This window comes from Streptomyces hyaluromycini (assembly GCF_002217755.1).
Classification (GTDB): Bacteria; Actinomycetota; Actinomycetes; order Streptomycetales; family Streptomycetaceae; genus Streptomyces; species Streptomyces hyaluromycini.
The window spans coordinates 362,362-378,556 of the sequence record NZ_BCFL01000021.1 but is presented as its reverse complement, the minus strand read 5'-3'; the positions used below and the strand labels follow the sequence as shown (position 1 = coordinate 378,556).

The window sequence follows — 16,195 nt, the reverse complement described above, 5'->3', positions numbered from 1 at the left end:
CGTACGGGGCCCCTCTCGTCGTATGCCTGTCTGCCGCTACGACCGGTTGCGCGCCGAGGTGACCCGGTAGACGTCGTACACGCCCTCCACGCCCCGTACGGCCTTCAGGACGTGGCCCAGGTGCTTGGGGTCGCCCATCTCGAAGGTGAAGCGGGAGGTGGCCACCCGGTCGCGGGAGGTCTGGACGGCCGCGGAGAGGATGTTGACGTGCTGGTCGGACAGGACGCGGGTGACGTCCGACAGCAGCCGGGAGCGGTCCAGGGCCTCGACCTGGATGGCGACCAGGAAGACCGAGGACTGGGTGGGCGCCCACTCGACGTCGAGGATGCGCTCGGGCTCTCGGGACAGTGACTCCACGTTGACGCAGTCGCTGCGGTGAACCGATACACCGCTACCGCGCGTGACGAAGCCGATGATCGGGTCGCCGGGCACCGGTGTACAGCAGCGGGCCAGCTTGACCCAGACGTCGTCGACGCCCTTCACGACCACACCGGGGTCCTGGTTGCTGCGCCGCTTGCTGCGGCGGCCGCGGGTCGGCGGGACCGCCTCGTCGATCTCCTCGGTGGCCGCCTCCTCGCCGCCGAGCGCCTGCACCAGCTTCTGCACGACGTTCTGCGCGGCCACGTGGCCCTCGCCGATCGCCGCGTACAGCGAGGAGATGTCCGGGTAGCGCATCTCGTGCGCCAGCGTGACCAGCGAGTCGCCGGTGAGGATGCGCTGGATCGGCAGGTTCTGCTTGCGCATCGCGCGGACGATGGCGTCCTTGCCCTGCTCGATCGCCTCGTCCCGGCGCTCCTTGGAGAACCAGCCCCGGATCTTGTTGCGGGCGCGCGGTGACTTGACGAAGCCGAGCCAGTCGCGGGAGGGGCCGGCGCCGGGTGCCTTGGAGGTGAAGACCTCGACCAGGTCGCCGTTGTCCAGCGTCGATTCGAGCGGTACCAGGCGGCCGTTGACCCGCGCGCCTATCGTCCGGTGGCCGACCTCGGTGTGGACGGCGTACGCGAAGTCGACGGGGGTGGCCCCGGCCGGGAGCGCTATGACGTCGCCCTTGGGCGTGAAGACGAAGACCTCGTTGCGGGACAGGTCGAAGCGCAGGGACTCCAGGAACTCGCTGGGGTCCTCGGTCTCCTTCTGCCAGTCCAGCAACTGCCGCAGCCACGCCATGTCGTTGAGGTGGTCGTCCTTGCCCTTGCCGGACGACTTCGGCACGTCGGTGCGGACCTTGGAGGCGCCGGCGACGGCCTCCTGCTTGTACTTCCAGTGCGCGGCGATGCCGTACTCGGCGCGGCGGTGCATGTCGAACGTACGGATCTGGAGTTCGACCGGCTTGCCGTTGGGGCCGATGACCGTCGTGTGCAGCGACTGGTACATGTTGAACTTGGGCATCGCGATGTAGTCCTTGAAGCGCCCCGGAACCGGGTTCCAGCGCGCGTGGACGGTGCCCAGGGCCGCGTAGCAGTCGCGGACGGTGTCCACCAGGACGCGGATGCCCACCAGGTCGTAGATCTCCGCGAAGTCCCGGCCGCGGACGATCATCTTCTGGTAGACGCTGTAGTAGTGCTTCGGGCGGCCGGTGACGGTCGCCTTGATGCGGGCGGCCCGCAGGTCGGACTGGACCTCGTCGGTCACTATGGCCAGGTACTCGTCGCGCTTCGGAGCGCGCTCGGCGACCAGCCGGACGATCTCGTCGTACATCTTGGGGTAGAGGATCGCGAACGCGAGGTCCTCCAGTTCCCACTTGATGGTGTTCATGCCCAGCCGGTGGGCGAGCGGCGCGTAGATCTCCAGGGTCTCGCGCGCCTTCTTCTCCTGCTTCTCGCGCTTGAGGTAGCGCATGGTGCGCATGTTGTGCAGGCGGTCGGCGAGCTTGATGACCAGGACGCGCGGGTCCTTGGCCATGGCGACGACCATCTTGCGCACGGTCTCGGCCTGCGCGGCCTCGCCGAACTTGACCTTGTCCAGCTTGGTGACGCCGTCGACGAGCAGCGCGACGACGTCGCCGAAGTCGCGGCGCAGGTCCTCCAGGCCGTACTCGGTGTCCTCGACGGTGTCGTGCAGCAGCCCGGCCATCAGGGTCGCCGGGTCCATGCCCAGCTCGGCGAGGATGGTGGTCACCGCGAGCGGGTGGGTGATGTACGGGTCGCCGCTCTTGCGCTTCTGGCCGCGGTGCCAGCGTTCGGCGACCTGGTAGGCGCGCTCGATCTGGCGCAGGGTGGCGTTCTCGATCTTGGGGTCGTTGCTGCGGACTATGCGCAGCAGCGGCTCCAGGACCGGGTTGTACGGGTTCGCGCGCTGCACGCCGAGGCGGGCCAGGCGGGCGCGGACGCGGTTGGAGGAGCCGGAGCGTGCGGGCTGGCCCGCGTTCGGGCGGACCGCGGGCGCCGTCTCGGGGTGCGCGGGCGGGGCCGGCTTGGGACGCGACTGCTCGGCCGACTTGTCGGCGGGCGCGGACTGGGCGTGCTCGACCGGCCCGCGGGCGTCGTTCTTCGCGTGCGGCGTGCTCGGCGCGGGCTTGGCCGCAGCTGCCGAGGCGGGCTCGGGCTTGGCGGCGGTCAGGTGCTGGGCCTCGTCTGGCAAGAGGACTCCTCGTGCGCGATCCGGGTCCCCCAGTCAGGCCCCGGACAACCATGGTAGCGATCCGGCCGCCGGCGAACGTGCGGAGCCCGTCAGGACGGCCAACGCGGACCATCGGAACCTACGGAATCAAACGACCAAATGTGAAATTTACCCCTTCCCGGAAAGTCGCAAATTAAACAGTCCGGAAAAGCGGAAGCCATTATTTCCGTTGACTCGGACATCGAGCGCCCCATAAGATCAACTTCGACCAGAAGCGGAAGAATTGACCACCTTTCTGCTTCGAAAAAACAGAAACGGGACAGAGCATGAAGATACTTGGAAAGGCAGTGGCGGCTGCGGTCGTGACGGTGGGCCTGAGTGCGGCTTTCGCGCTTCCCGCGCAGGCTGCCACGGTGACCCCGATGTCCACGCACAGGGGCAGCGTGCCGTGTTTCAACTGGTCGTGGGCCGACGGGACCAGCACGACGACCATCTACTACCACAACACCTGCGACACCACGCAGCACCTGTGCGTCTGGTGGAAGGACGGCCAGGAGAACAACCTGCATCGCATCACCGCCGCGGCGGATGAGAAGGGCCACCTCAAGGAGCCTGGCACCATCAAATCCCAGGACATCGAGAACTGCTGATTTCGCGGTCGGCCGGATGGCATAGATAAACACGGAAAAACGAAGCAGCCCCGAGTGCGACCTTGTTGCGCACTCGGGGCTGCTTCGTTCTCCGAAATCTGCTCAGACCGTGAGTACGGCCTCCAGGGGGGCGCCCCTGAGCGCCGGCTCCAGGCGAGCACGGCCGCCCAGGAACCCCAGCTCCATGAGGACGGCGATACCCGCGACCTCGGCGCCCGCCCGGCGGATGAGCTGGAGGGAGGCCTCCGCGGTACCGCCGGTGGCGAGAACGTCGTCGACGACCATGACGCGGTCGCCCGCGGACAGGTCCTCCGCGTGCACCTCGATCTCGGCGGAGCCGTACTCCAGCTCGTACGCCTGGCGGAGGGTGGCTCCGGGGAGCTTGCCCGCCTTGCGTACGGGGATGAAGCCGAGCCCGGCGCGGAGGGCGACCGGGGCGCCCAGGATGAAGCCCCGGGCCTCCAGGCCGACCACCTTGGTGGCGCCGGTGCGCTCGGCGACCTCCGCGAGGGCGTCGGTGAGCGCCGTGAACGCCGCCGGGTCCGCCAGCAGCGGCGTGATGTCCTTGAACATCACGCCCTGCTCCGGGTAGTCCTCGACGTCCCGGATGCGGCTGAGCAGCAGCTCCTTGATGTCGGTCATCGGCGCTTCCCCGAGGGCCGGCCGCGGCCGCCCCGGTTACGGGACGCGGGCTGGTTGCGCGGGCCGACGACGGCCGGAGCGGCGTCCTCGGGGTCCTCGGAGCCGCCGACCCGGACCTCGGCCATCTCCTCCTCGGCTGCGGCCTGGGCACGCTTGGCGAGGACGCGCTTCTTCAGGGCCTTCATCTGCGGCTCGGCCTCCTTGAGGTCGGCGACGAGCGGCGTGGCGATGAAGATCGAGGAGTAGGCACCGGCGGCGAGACCGACGAACAGCGACAGCGAGATGTCGTTGAGCGTGCCCGCGCCGAGGAAGCCGCCGCCGATGAACAGCAGGCCCGCGACCGGCAGCAGCGCGACGACCGTGGTGTTGATCGAACGGACCAGGGTGCCGTTGATCGAGTGGTTGGCGATGTCGCTGTAGGTGAAGCGGGTCTGCTTGGTGATGTCCTTCGTCTGCTCCTTGAGGCTGTCGAAGACGACGACCGTGTCGTAGAGCGAGTAACCGAGGATCGTCAGCAGACCGATGACCGTGCCGGGCGTGACCTCGAAGCCGACCAGGGCGTAGATACCGGTCGTGATGGTGATGTCGTGGATCAGCGCGACCAGGGCCGCGAGCGCCATCCGCCACTCGAAGGCGATCGCCAGGTAGATCACCACGAGGACCATGAAGATGCCGAGGCCCTCCCAGGCCTTGTTGGCGATCTCGTCACCCCAGCTCGGGCCGACCAGGTCGGAGTTGATGGACTCGGGGTCCACCTTCATGTCCGTGGCCAGCTTGGCCTTGGTGGCGTCCGACTTCTCGGTGTCCATGCCGGCGATCTGGATGCGCAGACCGCCCGTGCCGAGCTTCTGCACGACCGCGTCGTGGCCGGAGGCCTCCTTCGCGTAGGTCTCCGCCTGGGCCACCGAGACACTGGTCTTCGAGGTGGTGAAGACGGCACCGCCCTGGAAGTCGATGCCCATGTTCAGGCCGCGCACCGCCAGGCCGACGATGGCCGTGATGGTGATCAGGATGGAGACGCCGTACCAGATCTTGCGCTTGCCGATGAAGTCGTAGCTGATCTCGCCGCGGTGGAGTCGGGCGCCGAGGTTGCCGAGTTTCGACATCGCTCACGCTTCCTTCGGGTCGACGGGACCGGCGACGGGGCCGGCGGGACGGCGGGTGCGGCGCAGCGGCGCCTTGGCGCCCAGGCCCTTCGGGTCGAGCCCGGACCACTTGTGGCCGCTGGCGAAGAACTTACGCCGGGCGAGGAGCGTCATCAGCGGCTTGGTGAAGAAGAAGACGACGACCACGTCCAGCACGGTGGTCAGACCGAGGGTGAACGCGAAGCCCTGCACCTTGCCGACGGTCACGATGAACAGCACGGCGGCGGCCAGGAACGACACGAAGTCGGAGACCAGGATGGTGCGCCGGGCGCGCGGCCAGGCCCGCTCGACGGCGGGGCGCAGCGTGCGGCCCTCGCGGATCTCGTCCCGGATGCGTTCGAAGAACACGATGAACGAGTCCGCCGTGATGCCGATCGCGACGATCGCACCGCAGACGGCCGGCAGGTTGAGCGCGAAGTGGATCGTCGGGCCGAGCAGCGACATGATCGCGTAGGTGAGGACCGCGGACACCAGCAGCGAGGGGATCGCGACGAGCGACAGACCGCGGTAGAAGGCCACCAGGTAGATGATGACGAGCGCGAGACCGATGGCACCGGCCAGCAGACCGGCGTGCAGCTGCTCGCCGCCGAGGGCGGCGGTGACGGTGGTGACGCTCTGCGTCTTGAAGGAGAGCGGGAGCGCGCCGTACGACAGCACGTTGGCGAGGCTCTGGGCCTCCTGCTGGGTGAAGCTGCCGGAGATCTCCGCTTGGCCGCCGGTGATCGACTGGCTCACGGTCGGGCTGGAGACGACCTCGCCGTCGAGGACGATGCCGAACTCGTTCGTCGGCTGGGAGGCGTTCTTGGCGAGCTCGGCGGTGACGTCCGCGAACTTCTTGGCTCCGCCGCCGGTGAAGGTCATCTGGACCTGCCAGCCGGAGGCGGTCTGCGTGTCGTAGACGGCCTGGGCCTTCTTGACATCGGTGCCGTCGACACGGGCCGGGCCGAGCACGTACTTGTACCAGACGCCGGAGATCTGGCCGCAGGCCACGGTGGCGTCGGCCGGCTTCGCGGTCTTGCCGGCGGTGGCACGCTGGGTGGCCTTGGAGCAGTCCAGCGCGGTGTACTCGGCCTCCAGCTTCGAGGCCGCGGCAGAGGCGCTGGCAGAAGCGCTCGCGTCGGCCGAGGAGGTGGCGGAGGGGCTCGCCGACGAGGAGGCGGACGCCGAGGACGACGGCGTGGAGCCGGCCTTCAGGGCTTCGGTGACGGCGCGGCCCTGCGAGGTGGCCGAGGACGACGGCGAGGCCGAGGACGACGGCGAGGCGGAGGACGACCCGGTCGCCTTCTCGGACGACGACGCGCTGCTCGACGGGGAGGCGCTCGGGGAGGCGCTGGAGCTGCCGCTGGCGGACGCGCTCGGGGAAGCGCTCGCCGCGGCACCGGCGCTGACCTCCTGGGCCAGGACCGGACGGAAGTACAGCTTGGCGGTGGTGCCGACCTGCTGGCGGGCCTCTGCGGAGTTCGTGCCCTTGGGGATGTTGACGATGATGTTGCTGGTGCCCTGGGTCTGAACCTCCGTTTCGGACACGCCGAGACCGTTGACACGGCGGTTCATGATCTCGACCGCGGTGTTCATGTTGGTCTTGTTGATCGCGTTGGGCTGGCCCGGCTCGTTCTGCGCCTGCAGCGTGATGCTCGTACCACCGGCCAGGTCGATACCGAGACGCGGAGTGGTGTTTCCGGAGGCGAACATTCCGCCGGTGAGCGCCACGATGGCGATCAGGATGAGGGCCAGCGAGCGCCCTGGCTTGCTCTGGGCACTCGCGCTCCGGCCCCTCTTAGGTGCTGCCACCTTCTCGTACTCCCTCTCGGGCCGCCGCGCGCCTGGTCGGTGCGGTCGGCCATCACATGGTGTCGGGATCCCGTGCGGGAAACAGACGCGCCCGGGGTGCGGGGTGCGCGTGGGACGCGCGCACCGCTCCCCGGGTCACGGCTACTTCGCGTCGGAGTCGCCGTCGGTCTTCTTCGGCTCTTCGTCAGCCTTCGCCTCGGCGGTCACGGCCTCCTCGGCCGGCCCGTCGGCCTTGTCCTCGGCGTCTTCCGTCTTGTCCTCGGCGGCGTCCTTCTTCCCGAGGTCGACGGCCTTGTCGTCGGAGGCGGCGGCAGCGTCGGCGGACTCGTCGTCGGTCTCGGTGAGGGAGGAGGCGTCGTCCGGGACGACGTCGGCGTCGGACTTCAGGTCGTGCTCGACGCCGTGCACGATGCGGTTGTACTCGTCGTCCGTGAGGATGGCGCCGATCGCGTTCTTCGCGAAGAGGAGGTCGACGCCCGGGCCGGCGTCGAGGAGGACCGTGTCCTCGTTCACTTCCTTGACCGTCGCGTACATGCCCCCGATGGTGCGGACCCCGTTGCCGGGCTGGATCTCGTTCCGCATCTGCGTGGCCTGCTGCTGGCGCTTCCGGGTGGAACGCGTCATCAGGAACATGGCCGCGATGAGGACGATGAACACGAGAAGAGGCAAGCTATTCACGGGACGGAATTTCCTTCGCGCAGCCGCGGCGGTGAGCGGCCTGGATGATGGGGGTGTGGTCGGCGCCGCCCGCAAAGGCGGCATCGGCGGAGTCTAAGCGAGTCCGCGCGCATGGAACAACGCTCAGCATGGCACCTGGGTTCCTGGGCCCGCCAATGCCCCGCCGTCACGAAGCGATCACGTCTGGGGCCGGGGTCTGGTCGACGGACGACGGAGTGTCCGGGCCGGGACCGGGCGAATCCGGGGCCGGTCCCAGCATACGGCGGGCGCTGTACGTTCCCGTCGGCAACGACCCGGGCGCCGGACCTGTGCGGGGTTCGGGCCCGGATGCCCGCGGGCCGGGAGCCCGGAGAACGTCCGGTCCGCCGACGAACCGCCGCCGCGCCGGTGTCAGGTGCCGAACAGGTCCTGCTGGCCGGTTCCGCCCGCCGCGCCGCGCGGGGCGGTCAGGCCCAGATGGGCCCAGGCGGCGGGGGTGGCGACGCGGCCGCGCGGGGTGCGGGCCAGCAGGCCCTCGCGGACCAGGAAGGGCTCGGCGACCTCCTCGACCGTCTCCCGCTCCTCCCCCACCGCCACCGCGAGCGTCGACAGGCCGACCGGACCGCCGCCGAACAGCTTGAGCAGGGCCTGCAGGACCGCGCGGTCGAGCCGGTCGAGGCCGCGCTCGTCCACCTCGTAGACGGCCAGGGCCGCGTGCGCGATCTCGGGAGTGATCAGCCCGTCGGCCTTGACCTGCGCATAGTCGCGGACGCGGCGCAGCAGCCGGTTGGCGATACGGGGCGTACCGCGTGAGCGGCCGGCGATCTCGGCGGCGCCGGCCGGCTCGATCTCGACGTCCAGCAGATTCGCCGAGCGGTGCACGACCCGCTCCAGCTCGCGCGGCTCGTAGAACTCCATGTGCGCGGTGAAGCCGAAGCGGTCGCGCAGCGGGGGCGGCAGCAGGCCCGCGCGCGTGGTGGCGCCGACCAGGGTGAACGGCGGCAGTTCGAGGGGGATGGCGGTCGCGCCCGGTCCCTTGCCGACGATGACGTCGACGCGGAAGTCCTCCATCGCCATGTACAGCATCTCCTCGGCGGGGCGCGACATGCGGTGGATCTCGTCGAGGAAGAGCACCTCGCCCTCCTGGAGGGAGGAGAGGATCGCGGCCAGGTCGCCTGCGTGCTGGATGGCGGGGCCCGAGGTGATGCGGATCGGGGCGCCCATCTCGGCCGCGATGATCATGGAGAGGGTGGTCTTGCCCAGGCCGGGGGCGCCGGAGAGCAGCACGTGGTCGGCGGTGGCGCCACGCGCGCGTGCGGCGCGCAGCACCAGGTCGAGCTGCTCGCGGACCTTCTCCTGGCCGATGAACTCGCCCAGGTCCTTGGGGCGCAGGGCGGCCTCGACGGCCTGGTCCTCACGGTCGGCGACGGCGCCCACCAGCCGCTCCGCGTCGGCGCCGGTATCGGTCGTGTCGTCCCAGTTCATAAGTGATGTGCCTCAGCGGTGGTGGGGTCAGCGGGCGCGGTTGAGGGTCTGCAGGGCCGCCTTGAGCAGCTGGCCGACCTGGGGCGGGCCCCCGGCGGTCTCGGCCTGCGGGGCGACGGCGGCGACGGCCTCGTCGGCTTCCCGGGTCGCGTAGCCGAGCCCGATCAGGGCGGCGTGCAGCTGATCGCGCCAGCCCTGGCTGATCGGCGCGCCGACCGCGGGAGCGCCGACCGGCTCGCCGAGCCGGTCCTTGAGCTCGATGAGCAGCTTCTGCGCGCCCTTCTTGCCGATCCCGGGGACGGTGACGAGCGCCTTCTCGTCACCCGTGGCGACCGCGCGGCGCAGCGCGTCCGGGCTGTGCACGGCGAGCATCGCCTGGGCGAGACGCGGGCCGACGCCGCTCGCCGTCTGCAGGAGCTCGAAGACCTGGCGCTCGTCGTCGTCCGCGAAGCCGTAGAGCGTGAGCGAGTCCTCGCGTACGACCAGCGAGGTGGCGAGTCTGGCCTGCTGGCCCATGCGCAGCCCGGACAGGGTGTTGGGGGTGCACTGGACGGCGATGCCGATCCCGCCCACCTCGACGACCGCGGAGTCCGGGGCGAGGGCGGCGACCGGGCCGCTGACGAAGGCGATCATGCCGTACGGCCTTTCGTTGCGTTGGCTGCGTGCAGGGCGACGGCCTGCTGGAGTCGGTTCTGCGCGGGGGCGCGCCAGATGTGGCAGATGGCGAGCGCGAGGGCGTCGGCCGCGTCGGCGGGCTTGGGCGGGGCGCTCAGTCTGAGCAGCCGGGTGACCATGGCGCCGACCTGGGCCTTGTCGGCGCGTCCGGAGCCGGTGACGGCGGCCTTGACCTCGCTGGGGGTGTGCAGGGCGACGGGGATGCCCCGGCGGGCGGCGCACAGCATGGCGACGGCGCTGGCCTGGGCGGTGCCCATCACGGTCCGCACGTTGTGCTGACTGAACACCCGTTCCACGGCGACGAATTCGGGCCGGTGCTCGTCCAGCCACTGCTCGATGCCCTGCTCGATGGCGACAAGGCGATGACCCAGCTCGGCGTCCGCCGGCGTCCGTACGACCCCCACGCCGACCATGGTGAGCGGCCGCCCGGCAACGCCCTCGACGACACCGACACCACACCGGGTCAGCCCGGGATCCACCCCCAGTACGCGCACCGCGCCCCCCTCCCTTCGGTCTCCCCCAGCTATCGCTGGGAGGTGCCCCCAGTTTGTGCAGGCTAGCGGGTGCCACCGACAACGGCCGACATGACGACGGGCCGACGGGTGTGTCCCGTCGGCCCGCTCGGTCGGCTCAGCCCGCGGCGGCGTTACGCGTCGACCTTCTCCATGACCTCGTCGCTCACGTCGAAGTTGGCGAAGACGTTCTGCACGTCGTCGCTGTCCTCCAGGGCGTCGATCAGCTTGAAGATCTTCTTGGCGCCCTCCTCGTCCAGCTCGACCTGCATGGTCGGGACGAAGTTGGCCTCGGCGGAGTCGTAGTCGATCCCGGAGTCCTGGAGCGCGCTGCGGACCGCGACCAGGTCGGTGGCCTCGCTGAGCACCTCGAAGGACTCGCCCAGGTCGTTGACCTCCTCGGCGCCCGCGTCCAGGACGGCACCCAGGACGTCGTCCTCGGACAGCTCGCCCTTGGGCACGATCACGACGCCCTTGCGGTTGAAGAGGTACGACACCGAGCCCGGGTCGGCCATGGAGCCGCCGTTGCGGGTCATGGCGACGCGCACGTCGGAGGCGGCGCGGTTGCGGTTGTCGGTGAGGCACTCGATGAGCACCGCGACGCCGTTCGGGCCGTAGCCCTCGTACATGATCGTCTCGTAGTCGGCGCCACCGGCCTCGAGACCGCCGCCGCGCTTGACCGCGGAGTCGATGTTCTTGTTCGGGACCGACTGCTTCTTGGCCTTCTGGATGGCGTCGTACAGAGTCGGGTTGCCCTCGATGTCGACGCCGCCCATACGGGCCGCGACCTCGATGTTCTTAATCAGCTTCGCGAAGAGCTTGCCGCGCTTGGCGTCGATCACGGCCTTCTTGTGCTTCGTCGTAGCCCATTTAGAGTGGCCGGACATCTGCCTGTCTCCTTCGCGTAACCCATCCGAACAACGAACGCCAGAGATCCTACTAGGACTCGGTCGCCCGCTTCGCGTGCACCATGTCGACGAACAGGGAGTGCACGCGGTGGTCGCCGGTCAGTTCCGGGTGGAACGACGTGGCGAGCGCGTTGCCCTGGCGGACCGCGACGATGTGGCCGTCGTGCTCGGCGAGCACCTCGGCCCCGGCGCCTACGGACTCGACCCAGGGGGCGCGGATGAAGACGCCCTCTACAGGATCGCCGTCGATGCCGCGTACGTCGACCGCCGCCTCGAACGACTCGTTCTGCCGCCCGAAGGCGTTGCGCCGGACGATCATGTCGATGCCGCCGACGGTCTCCTGGCCCGAGCGCGGGTCGAGGATCTTGTCGGCGAGCATGATCATGCCGGCGCAGGTGCCGTAGACGGGCATTCCGGCGTGCACGCGCGCGCGGAGGGGCTCCATCACGCCGAACAGGACGGCCAGCTTGGAGATGGTGGTGGACTCGCCGCCGGGGATGACGAGGCCGTCCACCTCGGCGAGTTCCTCGGGGCGCCTGACCGGCCTGGCCACGGCGTCGGCCGCGGCCAGGGCGATGAGGTGCTCCCGTACGTCGCCCTGGAGGGCCAGGACGCCTATGACAGGTGCGTCGGTCATGGGTGATTACCAGCCGCGGTTGGCGTAGCGCTCGGCCTCGGGGAGGGTGTCGCAGTTGATGCCGACCATGGCCTCGCCGAGGTTGCGGGACGCGTCCGCGATGATCTTCGGGTCGTCGTAGAAGGTGGTCGCCTTGACGATGGCGGCGGCGCGCTTGGCCGGGTCGCCGGACTTGAAGATGCCGGAGCCGACGAAGACGCCCTCGGCGCCGAGCTGGCGCATCAGGGCCGCGTCGGCCGGGGTGGCGACGCCACCGGCGGAGAACAGCACCACGGGGAGCTTGCCGAGCTCGGCGACCTCCCTGACCAGCTCGTAGGGGGCGCGCAGCTCCTTGGCGGCGGCGTACAGCTCGTTGTTGTCGCAGCCGCGCAGCTTGGCGATCTCGGCCTTGATCTGGCGCAGGTGGCGGACGGCCTCGACGACGTTGCCGGTGCCGGCCTCGCCCTTGGAGCGGATCATGGCCGCGCCCTCGGCGATCCGGCGCAGGGCCTCACCGAGGTTGGTGGCACCGCAGACGAAGGGGGTGGTGAAGGCCCACTTGTCGGAGTGGTTGACCTCGTCGGCCGGGGTGAGGACCTCGGACTCGTCGATGTAGTCGACGCCGAGCGACTGCAGGACCTGGGCCTCGACGAAGTGGCCGATCCGGGACTTGGCCATCACCGGGATCGACACGGCCTCGATGATGCCCTCGATCATGTCCGGGTCGGACATCCGGGCCACGCCGCCGTCCTTGCGGATGTCGGCCGGGACCCGCTCCAGGGCCATGACGGCGACGGCGCCCGCGTCCTCGGCGATCTTCGCCTGCTCCGGCGTGACGACGTCCATGATCACGCCGCCCTTGAGCTGCTCGGCCATGCCGCGCTTCACGCGGGCGGTGCCGGTCTCGGGGGTCTGGTTCTCAATGGTGGACACGGGTGACCTCACTCGTCGAAAGAGGGTTTCTGCAGACACCGAGGAAACGCGAGTGGACCAGTCCACAGCAAGGGCCAATGGGAAGGCGGTGGATCGTTTTCCGTTCAGGCCGTGCGCTCGACCAGCGCGGCGGGCGGTTCGTCGTCCATCTCGAAGGCCAGCGGGAAGGCGGCGTGTCCGGCCAGCCGGAACCAGCGGACCTTGCGGTGCTCGCGCAGCCGGCGGGCCGAGCCGACGGCGTCGTTGTGGAAGCGGCGGGCCATCGGGACCCGGCGTACGGCCTCGGCCAGCTCGCTCGCGGCGGCATCACCGCCGGGGGCCTCCCGGACCTCCTCGACCTGCTGCGGATCCTCGAAGACCGCACGCAGGGCCTGGCTCAGCTCGCTCTCGGCGACCTCCCGCTGCTCCTCCTCGGCCTGCCGGGCGGCGTGCGCGGCCTCGTACAGCACGATCGAGGAGGCCGGATCCAGCACACCCGAGGTCGCCAGCTCCTGAGCCACGGAGGCGCGCCGCAGCAACTGGGCGTCGAGCGCGGCCCGGGCGGCGTCGATCCGGGCGTGCAGCCGGTCCAGCCGGCCGGCGGTCCAGCTCAGGTAGAGGCCGATCACCACGAGGGCGGCGAGAATCCAGAGGGTCCAGACGAGCGTTGCGGTCACGGGCGGAACGCTATAGGAAGCGCCCGCCACAGCGCCCCGCCAGGGGCGCGGGGCCGTATCCGATATGCGGCTACCGCCGCGTGGGCGCGACCAGCCACGACGGCGCCACAGCCGAACGACGACGCATCATCACGGCTCTCCCAGCGAAGCGCTCAGTCCCGCGCCAGCCCGAACCTCGCCCGCAGCCCCGACCGCTCGTCCGCGGCCACCGCCGCTGCGCCCGCCGTCACCGTCTCGTAGACGGACAGGATGTCCGCGCCCACGGTGGACCAGTCGAAACGCCGTACGTGCACGCTGCCGCGTGCGCGGAGCCCGGCCCGGCGCTCCGGGTCCTCCAGGAGCCGTACCGCCGCTTCCGCCAGCGCGTCCGCGTCCTCGTTGGCGAAGAGCTCGCCCGCCGCCCCCTGGTCCAGGACCTGGACGAAGGCGTCGAGGTCGGAGGCGAGGACGGGAGCGCCAGCGGACAGGGCTTCCACCAGGATTATTCCGAAGCTCTCGCCCCCGGTGTTGGGCGCGACGTACAGGTCGAGGCTGCGCAGGAAGCGGGCCTTGTCCTCGTCGCTGACCATGCCGAGGAACTCGACGCGAGAACGCACCTCGGCGGGGAGGGACTCGACCGCGGCCTCTTCGTCACCCCGGCCGGCCACCAGGAGCCGGGTCTGCGGGCGGGCCGCGAGGATCTTGGGGAGGGCCCTCATCAGCACCGGGAGGCCCTTGCGGGGCTCGTCGATGCGGCCGATGAAGCCGATCGTGTCGCCCTGCCACTCGGGCCGCGGCTCGGCCTTGGCGAAGAAGTCGACGTCGACGCCGTTGGGGATCACGACGGCGTCTCCGCCGAGGTGCTCCACCAGGGTGCGGCGGGCGTACTCGCTGACCGCGATCCGGGCGCTGATCTTCTCCAGGGCGGCCTGGAGGATCGAGTAGGCGGCGATCATCGCGCGGGATCGCGGGTTGGAGGTGTGGAAGGTCGCCACCATCGGGCCCTGGGCCGCCCAGCAGGTCAGCAGGCCGAGGGACGGGGAGGTCGGCTCGTGGATGTGGACCACGTCGAACGCGCCGTCGTGCAGCCAGCGGCGCACCCGCGCGGCGGACAGGAAGCCGAAGTTGAGGCGGGCCACCGAGCCGTTGTAGGGCACCGGGACCGCGCGGCCGGCCGAGACGACGTAGGGCGGCAGCGGGGTGTCGTCGTCGGCGGGGGCCAGGACGGAGACGTCGTGGCCGAGCCGGATGAAGTACTCGGCGAGGTCGCGGATGTGGAACTGGACGCCACCCGGGACGTCCCAGGAGTAGGGGCAGACGATGCCGATCCTCACGACGGTCCCTTCGCGGGGTCCAGGTCGGCGAGCCACAAGCGCTGCAGCATGTGCCAGTCCTCCGGATGGTCGGCGATGCCGGTGGCGAAGGCGTCGGCCAGCGCCTGTGTCATGACAGACGTCTTCGCGGCCTTGTCACCTGACTCGGGTACCTCGATCGGGGCGTGGACACGGCCCTTCATGACGGGGGTGTCGTCGTACCAGAGCGTCACGGGCAGGAGTATCGCGCCGGTCTGCTGGGCCAGCAGGGCTGGTCCGGCGGGCATCCGCGCGGTGTCGCCGAAGAAGCCGACCTCGATGCCGGAGGCGGACAGGTCGCGGTCGGCGACCAGGCAGATCAGGCCGCCCTCGCGCAGCCTGCGGGCCAGGGTGCCGAAGGCGGTGCCGCCGCTGTGCGGGAGGACCTCCATGCCGAGGCCCTCGCGGTAGGCGACGAAGCGGTCGTACAGCGTCTCGGGCCTGAGCCGCTCGGCGACCGTGGTGAACGGGGTCTTCAGCTCGGTGGTGACCCAGGCGCCGGCCAGGTCCCAGTTGGCCAGGTGCGGCAGCGCGAGGATCACACCGCGGTCGGAGGCGAGGCCGTCGGTGAGGTGGTGGACGTCCTTGGGAACGAAGCCGGTGCGGATCCGCTCCTCGCTCCAGGACGGCAGCCGGAAGGACTCCATCCAGTAGCGCAGGTACGAGCGCATGCCCGCGCGGGAGAGCTCGCGCAGCCGCTCGGGGCTCGCGTCGGGCCGCACGCGCGCGTAGTTCGATTCGAGCCGCTGGACGCCCTTGCCGCGCTGTTTCCAGGCGAGGTCCGCGATGGAGTACCCCAGGCGCACGGCGACCGGCTCGGGAAGCTTCTTGACGGTGCTCCAGCCGAGACCGTACAGAACGTCGGTGAGCCGGTCGGCGGCGGTCACTGCGCGGCCTCGCTCCCGTGGGAGGCATTCTCCCGCTCGGCCGCGGCCTCCGCCTCGGCGGACTCCCGGCGGACCGTGACGACCCGCTGGATCAGGGTGACCAGGCTGCCCACGGCGACGACCCACAGGGCGATCGGGAGCAGGATCTGGATGCCCGGGACACCGAACTTGTGGAAGCCGGCCAGACCGGCCGCCACCAGCGAGATCACCAGCCGTTCGGCACGCTCCACGAGACCGTTGACGGCCACCGGCAGCCCGATCGACTCGCCGCGCGCCTTGGTGTACGACACCACCTGGCCGCTGGCCAGGCAGAAGATGGAGACGGCGCACAGGACGTTGTTGTTCCCGTTGCCCGCGTACCAGAGGGCGAAGCCGCCGAAGATCGCGCCGTCGGCGACCCGGTCCAGGGTGGAGTCGAGGAACGCCCCCCAGCGGCTGGTGCGGCCCAGCTGGCGGGCCATGTTGCCGTCCACCAGGTCCGAGAACACGAACAGCGTGATCACGATCGTGCCCCAGAAGAACTCGCCCCGGGGGAAGAAGACCAGCGCGCCCGCGACCACTCCGGCCGTGCCGAGGAGCGTGACCGTGTCCGGGCTCACGCCCCGGCGGATGAGAAACGCGGCGAACGGTGTGAGGACACGCGTGAAGAATGCACGCGCGTACTTGTTCAGCATGGCCTTCCCGACGGTCGTTGCGCCGTGCGGCCCCTGCTGGCCACCCCGGCTGGCCCATCGTAGTCACGCGCGCGTGT

Annotated in this window: 16 protein-coding genes; 1 reads left to right on the top strand and 15 read right to left on the bottom strand. The window is 70.2% G+C overall.

Annotation, left to right across the window (positions count from 1 at the left end):
• Positions 1–36: 36 nt before the first annotated feature.
• Positions 37–2,577, bottom strand: coding sequence for a RelA/SpoT family protein (locus SSP29_RS26105; protein WP_089103232.1), 2,541 nt, complete (start codon positions 2,575–2,577; stop codon positions 37–39).
• A 401-nt stretch (positions 2,578–2,978) separates the two neighbouring features.
• Between SSP29_RS26105 and SSP29_RS26100 the strand changes: the two genes are divergently transcribed.
• Positions 2,979–3,206 carry a hypothetical protein gene (locus tag SSP29_RS26100; protein ID WP_145968952.1) on the top strand — a complete coding sequence of 76 codons (228 nt, stop codon included), beginning with the start codon at positions 2,979–2,981 and terminating at the stop codon, positions 3,204–3,206.
• A gap of 102 nt (positions 3,207–3,308) precedes the next feature.
• Here SSP29_RS26100 and SSP29_RS26095 read toward each other — a convergent pair whose 3' ends face one another.
• From SSP29_RS26095 to pgsA, 14 genes are all read right to left on the bottom strand, one after another.
• Positions 3,309–3,848, bottom strand: a complete 540-nt coding sequence (locus SSP29_RS26095) for an adenine phosphoribosyltransferase (protein ID WP_089103230.1) — start codon at positions 3,846–3,848, stop codon at positions 3,309–3,311.
• Positions 3,845–4,954, bottom strand: a complete 1,110-nt coding sequence (secF, locus tag SSP29_RS26090; RefSeq protein ID WP_089103229.1) for a protein translocase subunit SecF — start codon at positions 4,952–4,954, stop codon at positions 3,845–3,847. Before secF ends, SSP29_RS26095 begins: the two co-directional genes overlap by 4 nt.
• 3 nt (positions 4,955–4,957) lie before the next feature.
• Positions 4,958–6,784, bottom strand: a complete 1,827-nt coding sequence (gene secD, locus SSP29_RS26085; protein ID WP_150134923.1) for a protein translocase subunit SecD — start codon at positions 6,782–6,784, stop codon at positions 4,958–4,960.
• 141 nt (positions 6,785–6,925) lie between these two features.
• Positions 6,926–7,462 carry a preprotein translocase subunit YajC gene (yajC, locus tag SSP29_RS26080; protein WP_089103227.1) on the bottom strand — a complete coding sequence of 179 codons (537 nt, stop codon included), beginning with the start codon at positions 7,460–7,462 and terminating at the stop codon, positions 6,926–6,928.
• A 390-nt stretch (positions 7,463–7,852) separates the two neighbouring features.
• A complete protein-coding gene (gene ruvB, locus SSP29_RS26075) occupies positions 7,853–8,926 on the bottom strand; it encodes a Holliday junction branch migration DNA helicase RuvB (RefSeq protein ID WP_089103226.1) in 1,074 nt (357 codons plus the stop codon).
• A gap of 27 nt (positions 8,927–8,953) precedes the next feature.
• Positions 8,954–9,559, bottom strand: coding sequence for a Holliday junction branch migration protein RuvA (ruvA, locus tag SSP29_RS26070; protein WP_089103225.1), 606 nt, complete (start codon positions 9,557–9,559; stop codon positions 8,954–8,956).
• On the bottom strand, positions 9,556–10,095 hold the full coding sequence (gene ruvC, locus SSP29_RS26065; RefSeq protein ID WP_089103224.1) for a crossover junction endodeoxyribonuclease RuvC: 540 nt from the start codon (positions 10,093–10,095) through the stop codon (positions 9,556–9,558). The genes ruvA and ruvC overlap by 4 nt, the downstream gene beginning before the upstream one ends.
• Before the next feature lie 152 nt (positions 10,096–10,247).
• Positions 10,248–11,000: a YebC/PmpR family DNA-binding transcriptional regulator gene (locus SSP29_RS26060; RefSeq protein WP_046726604.1), complete on the bottom strand. Its 753-nt coding sequence runs from the start codon at positions 10,998–11,000 to the stop codon at positions 10,248–10,250.
• A gap of 52 nt (positions 11,001–11,052) precedes the next feature.
• Positions 11,053–11,658 carry a pyridoxal 5'-phosphate synthase glutaminase subunit PdxT gene (pdxT, locus tag SSP29_RS26055; protein WP_089103223.1) on the bottom strand — a complete coding sequence of 202 codons (606 nt, stop codon included), beginning with the start codon at positions 11,656–11,658 and terminating at the stop codon, positions 11,053–11,055.
• Between the two features lie 6 nt (positions 11,659–11,664).
• Positions 11,665–12,570: a pyridoxal 5'-phosphate synthase lyase subunit PdxS gene (gene pdxS / locus SSP29_RS26050; protein ID WP_089103222.1), complete on the bottom strand. Its 906-nt coding sequence runs from the start codon at positions 12,568–12,570 to the stop codon at positions 11,665–11,667.
• A 104-nt stretch (positions 12,571–12,674) separates the two neighbouring features.
• Complete coding sequence (locus SSP29_RS26045) at positions 12,675–13,226, bottom strand: LemA family protein (RefSeq protein WP_089103221.1); 552 nt, start codon at positions 13,224–13,226, stop codon at positions 12,675–12,677.
• A 152-nt stretch (positions 13,227–13,378) separates the two neighbouring features.
• The gene (locus tag SSP29_RS26040; RefSeq protein WP_089103220.1) at positions 13,379–14,539 is read right to left on the bottom strand and encodes a glycosyltransferase family 4 protein; all 1,161 of its coding nucleotides are present in this window, start codon (positions 14,537–14,539) and stop codon (positions 13,379–13,381) included.
• Positions 14,536–15,444 (bottom strand): phosphatidylinositol mannoside acyltransferase, encoded by a 909-nt coding sequence (locus tag SSP29_RS56360; RefSeq protein ID WP_089103219.1) that lies wholly within the window; start codon positions 15,442–15,444, stop codon positions 14,536–14,538. The genes SSP29_RS26040 and SSP29_RS56360 overlap by 4 nt, the downstream gene beginning before the upstream one ends.
• Positions 15,441–16,118, bottom strand: coding sequence for a phosphatidylinositol phosphate synthase (gene pgsA, locus SSP29_RS56355; protein WP_089103218.1), 678 nt, complete (start codon positions 16,116–16,118; stop codon positions 15,441–15,443). Before pgsA ends, SSP29_RS56360 begins: the two co-directional genes overlap by 4 nt.
• Positions 16,119–16,195: the final 77 nt, after the last annotated feature.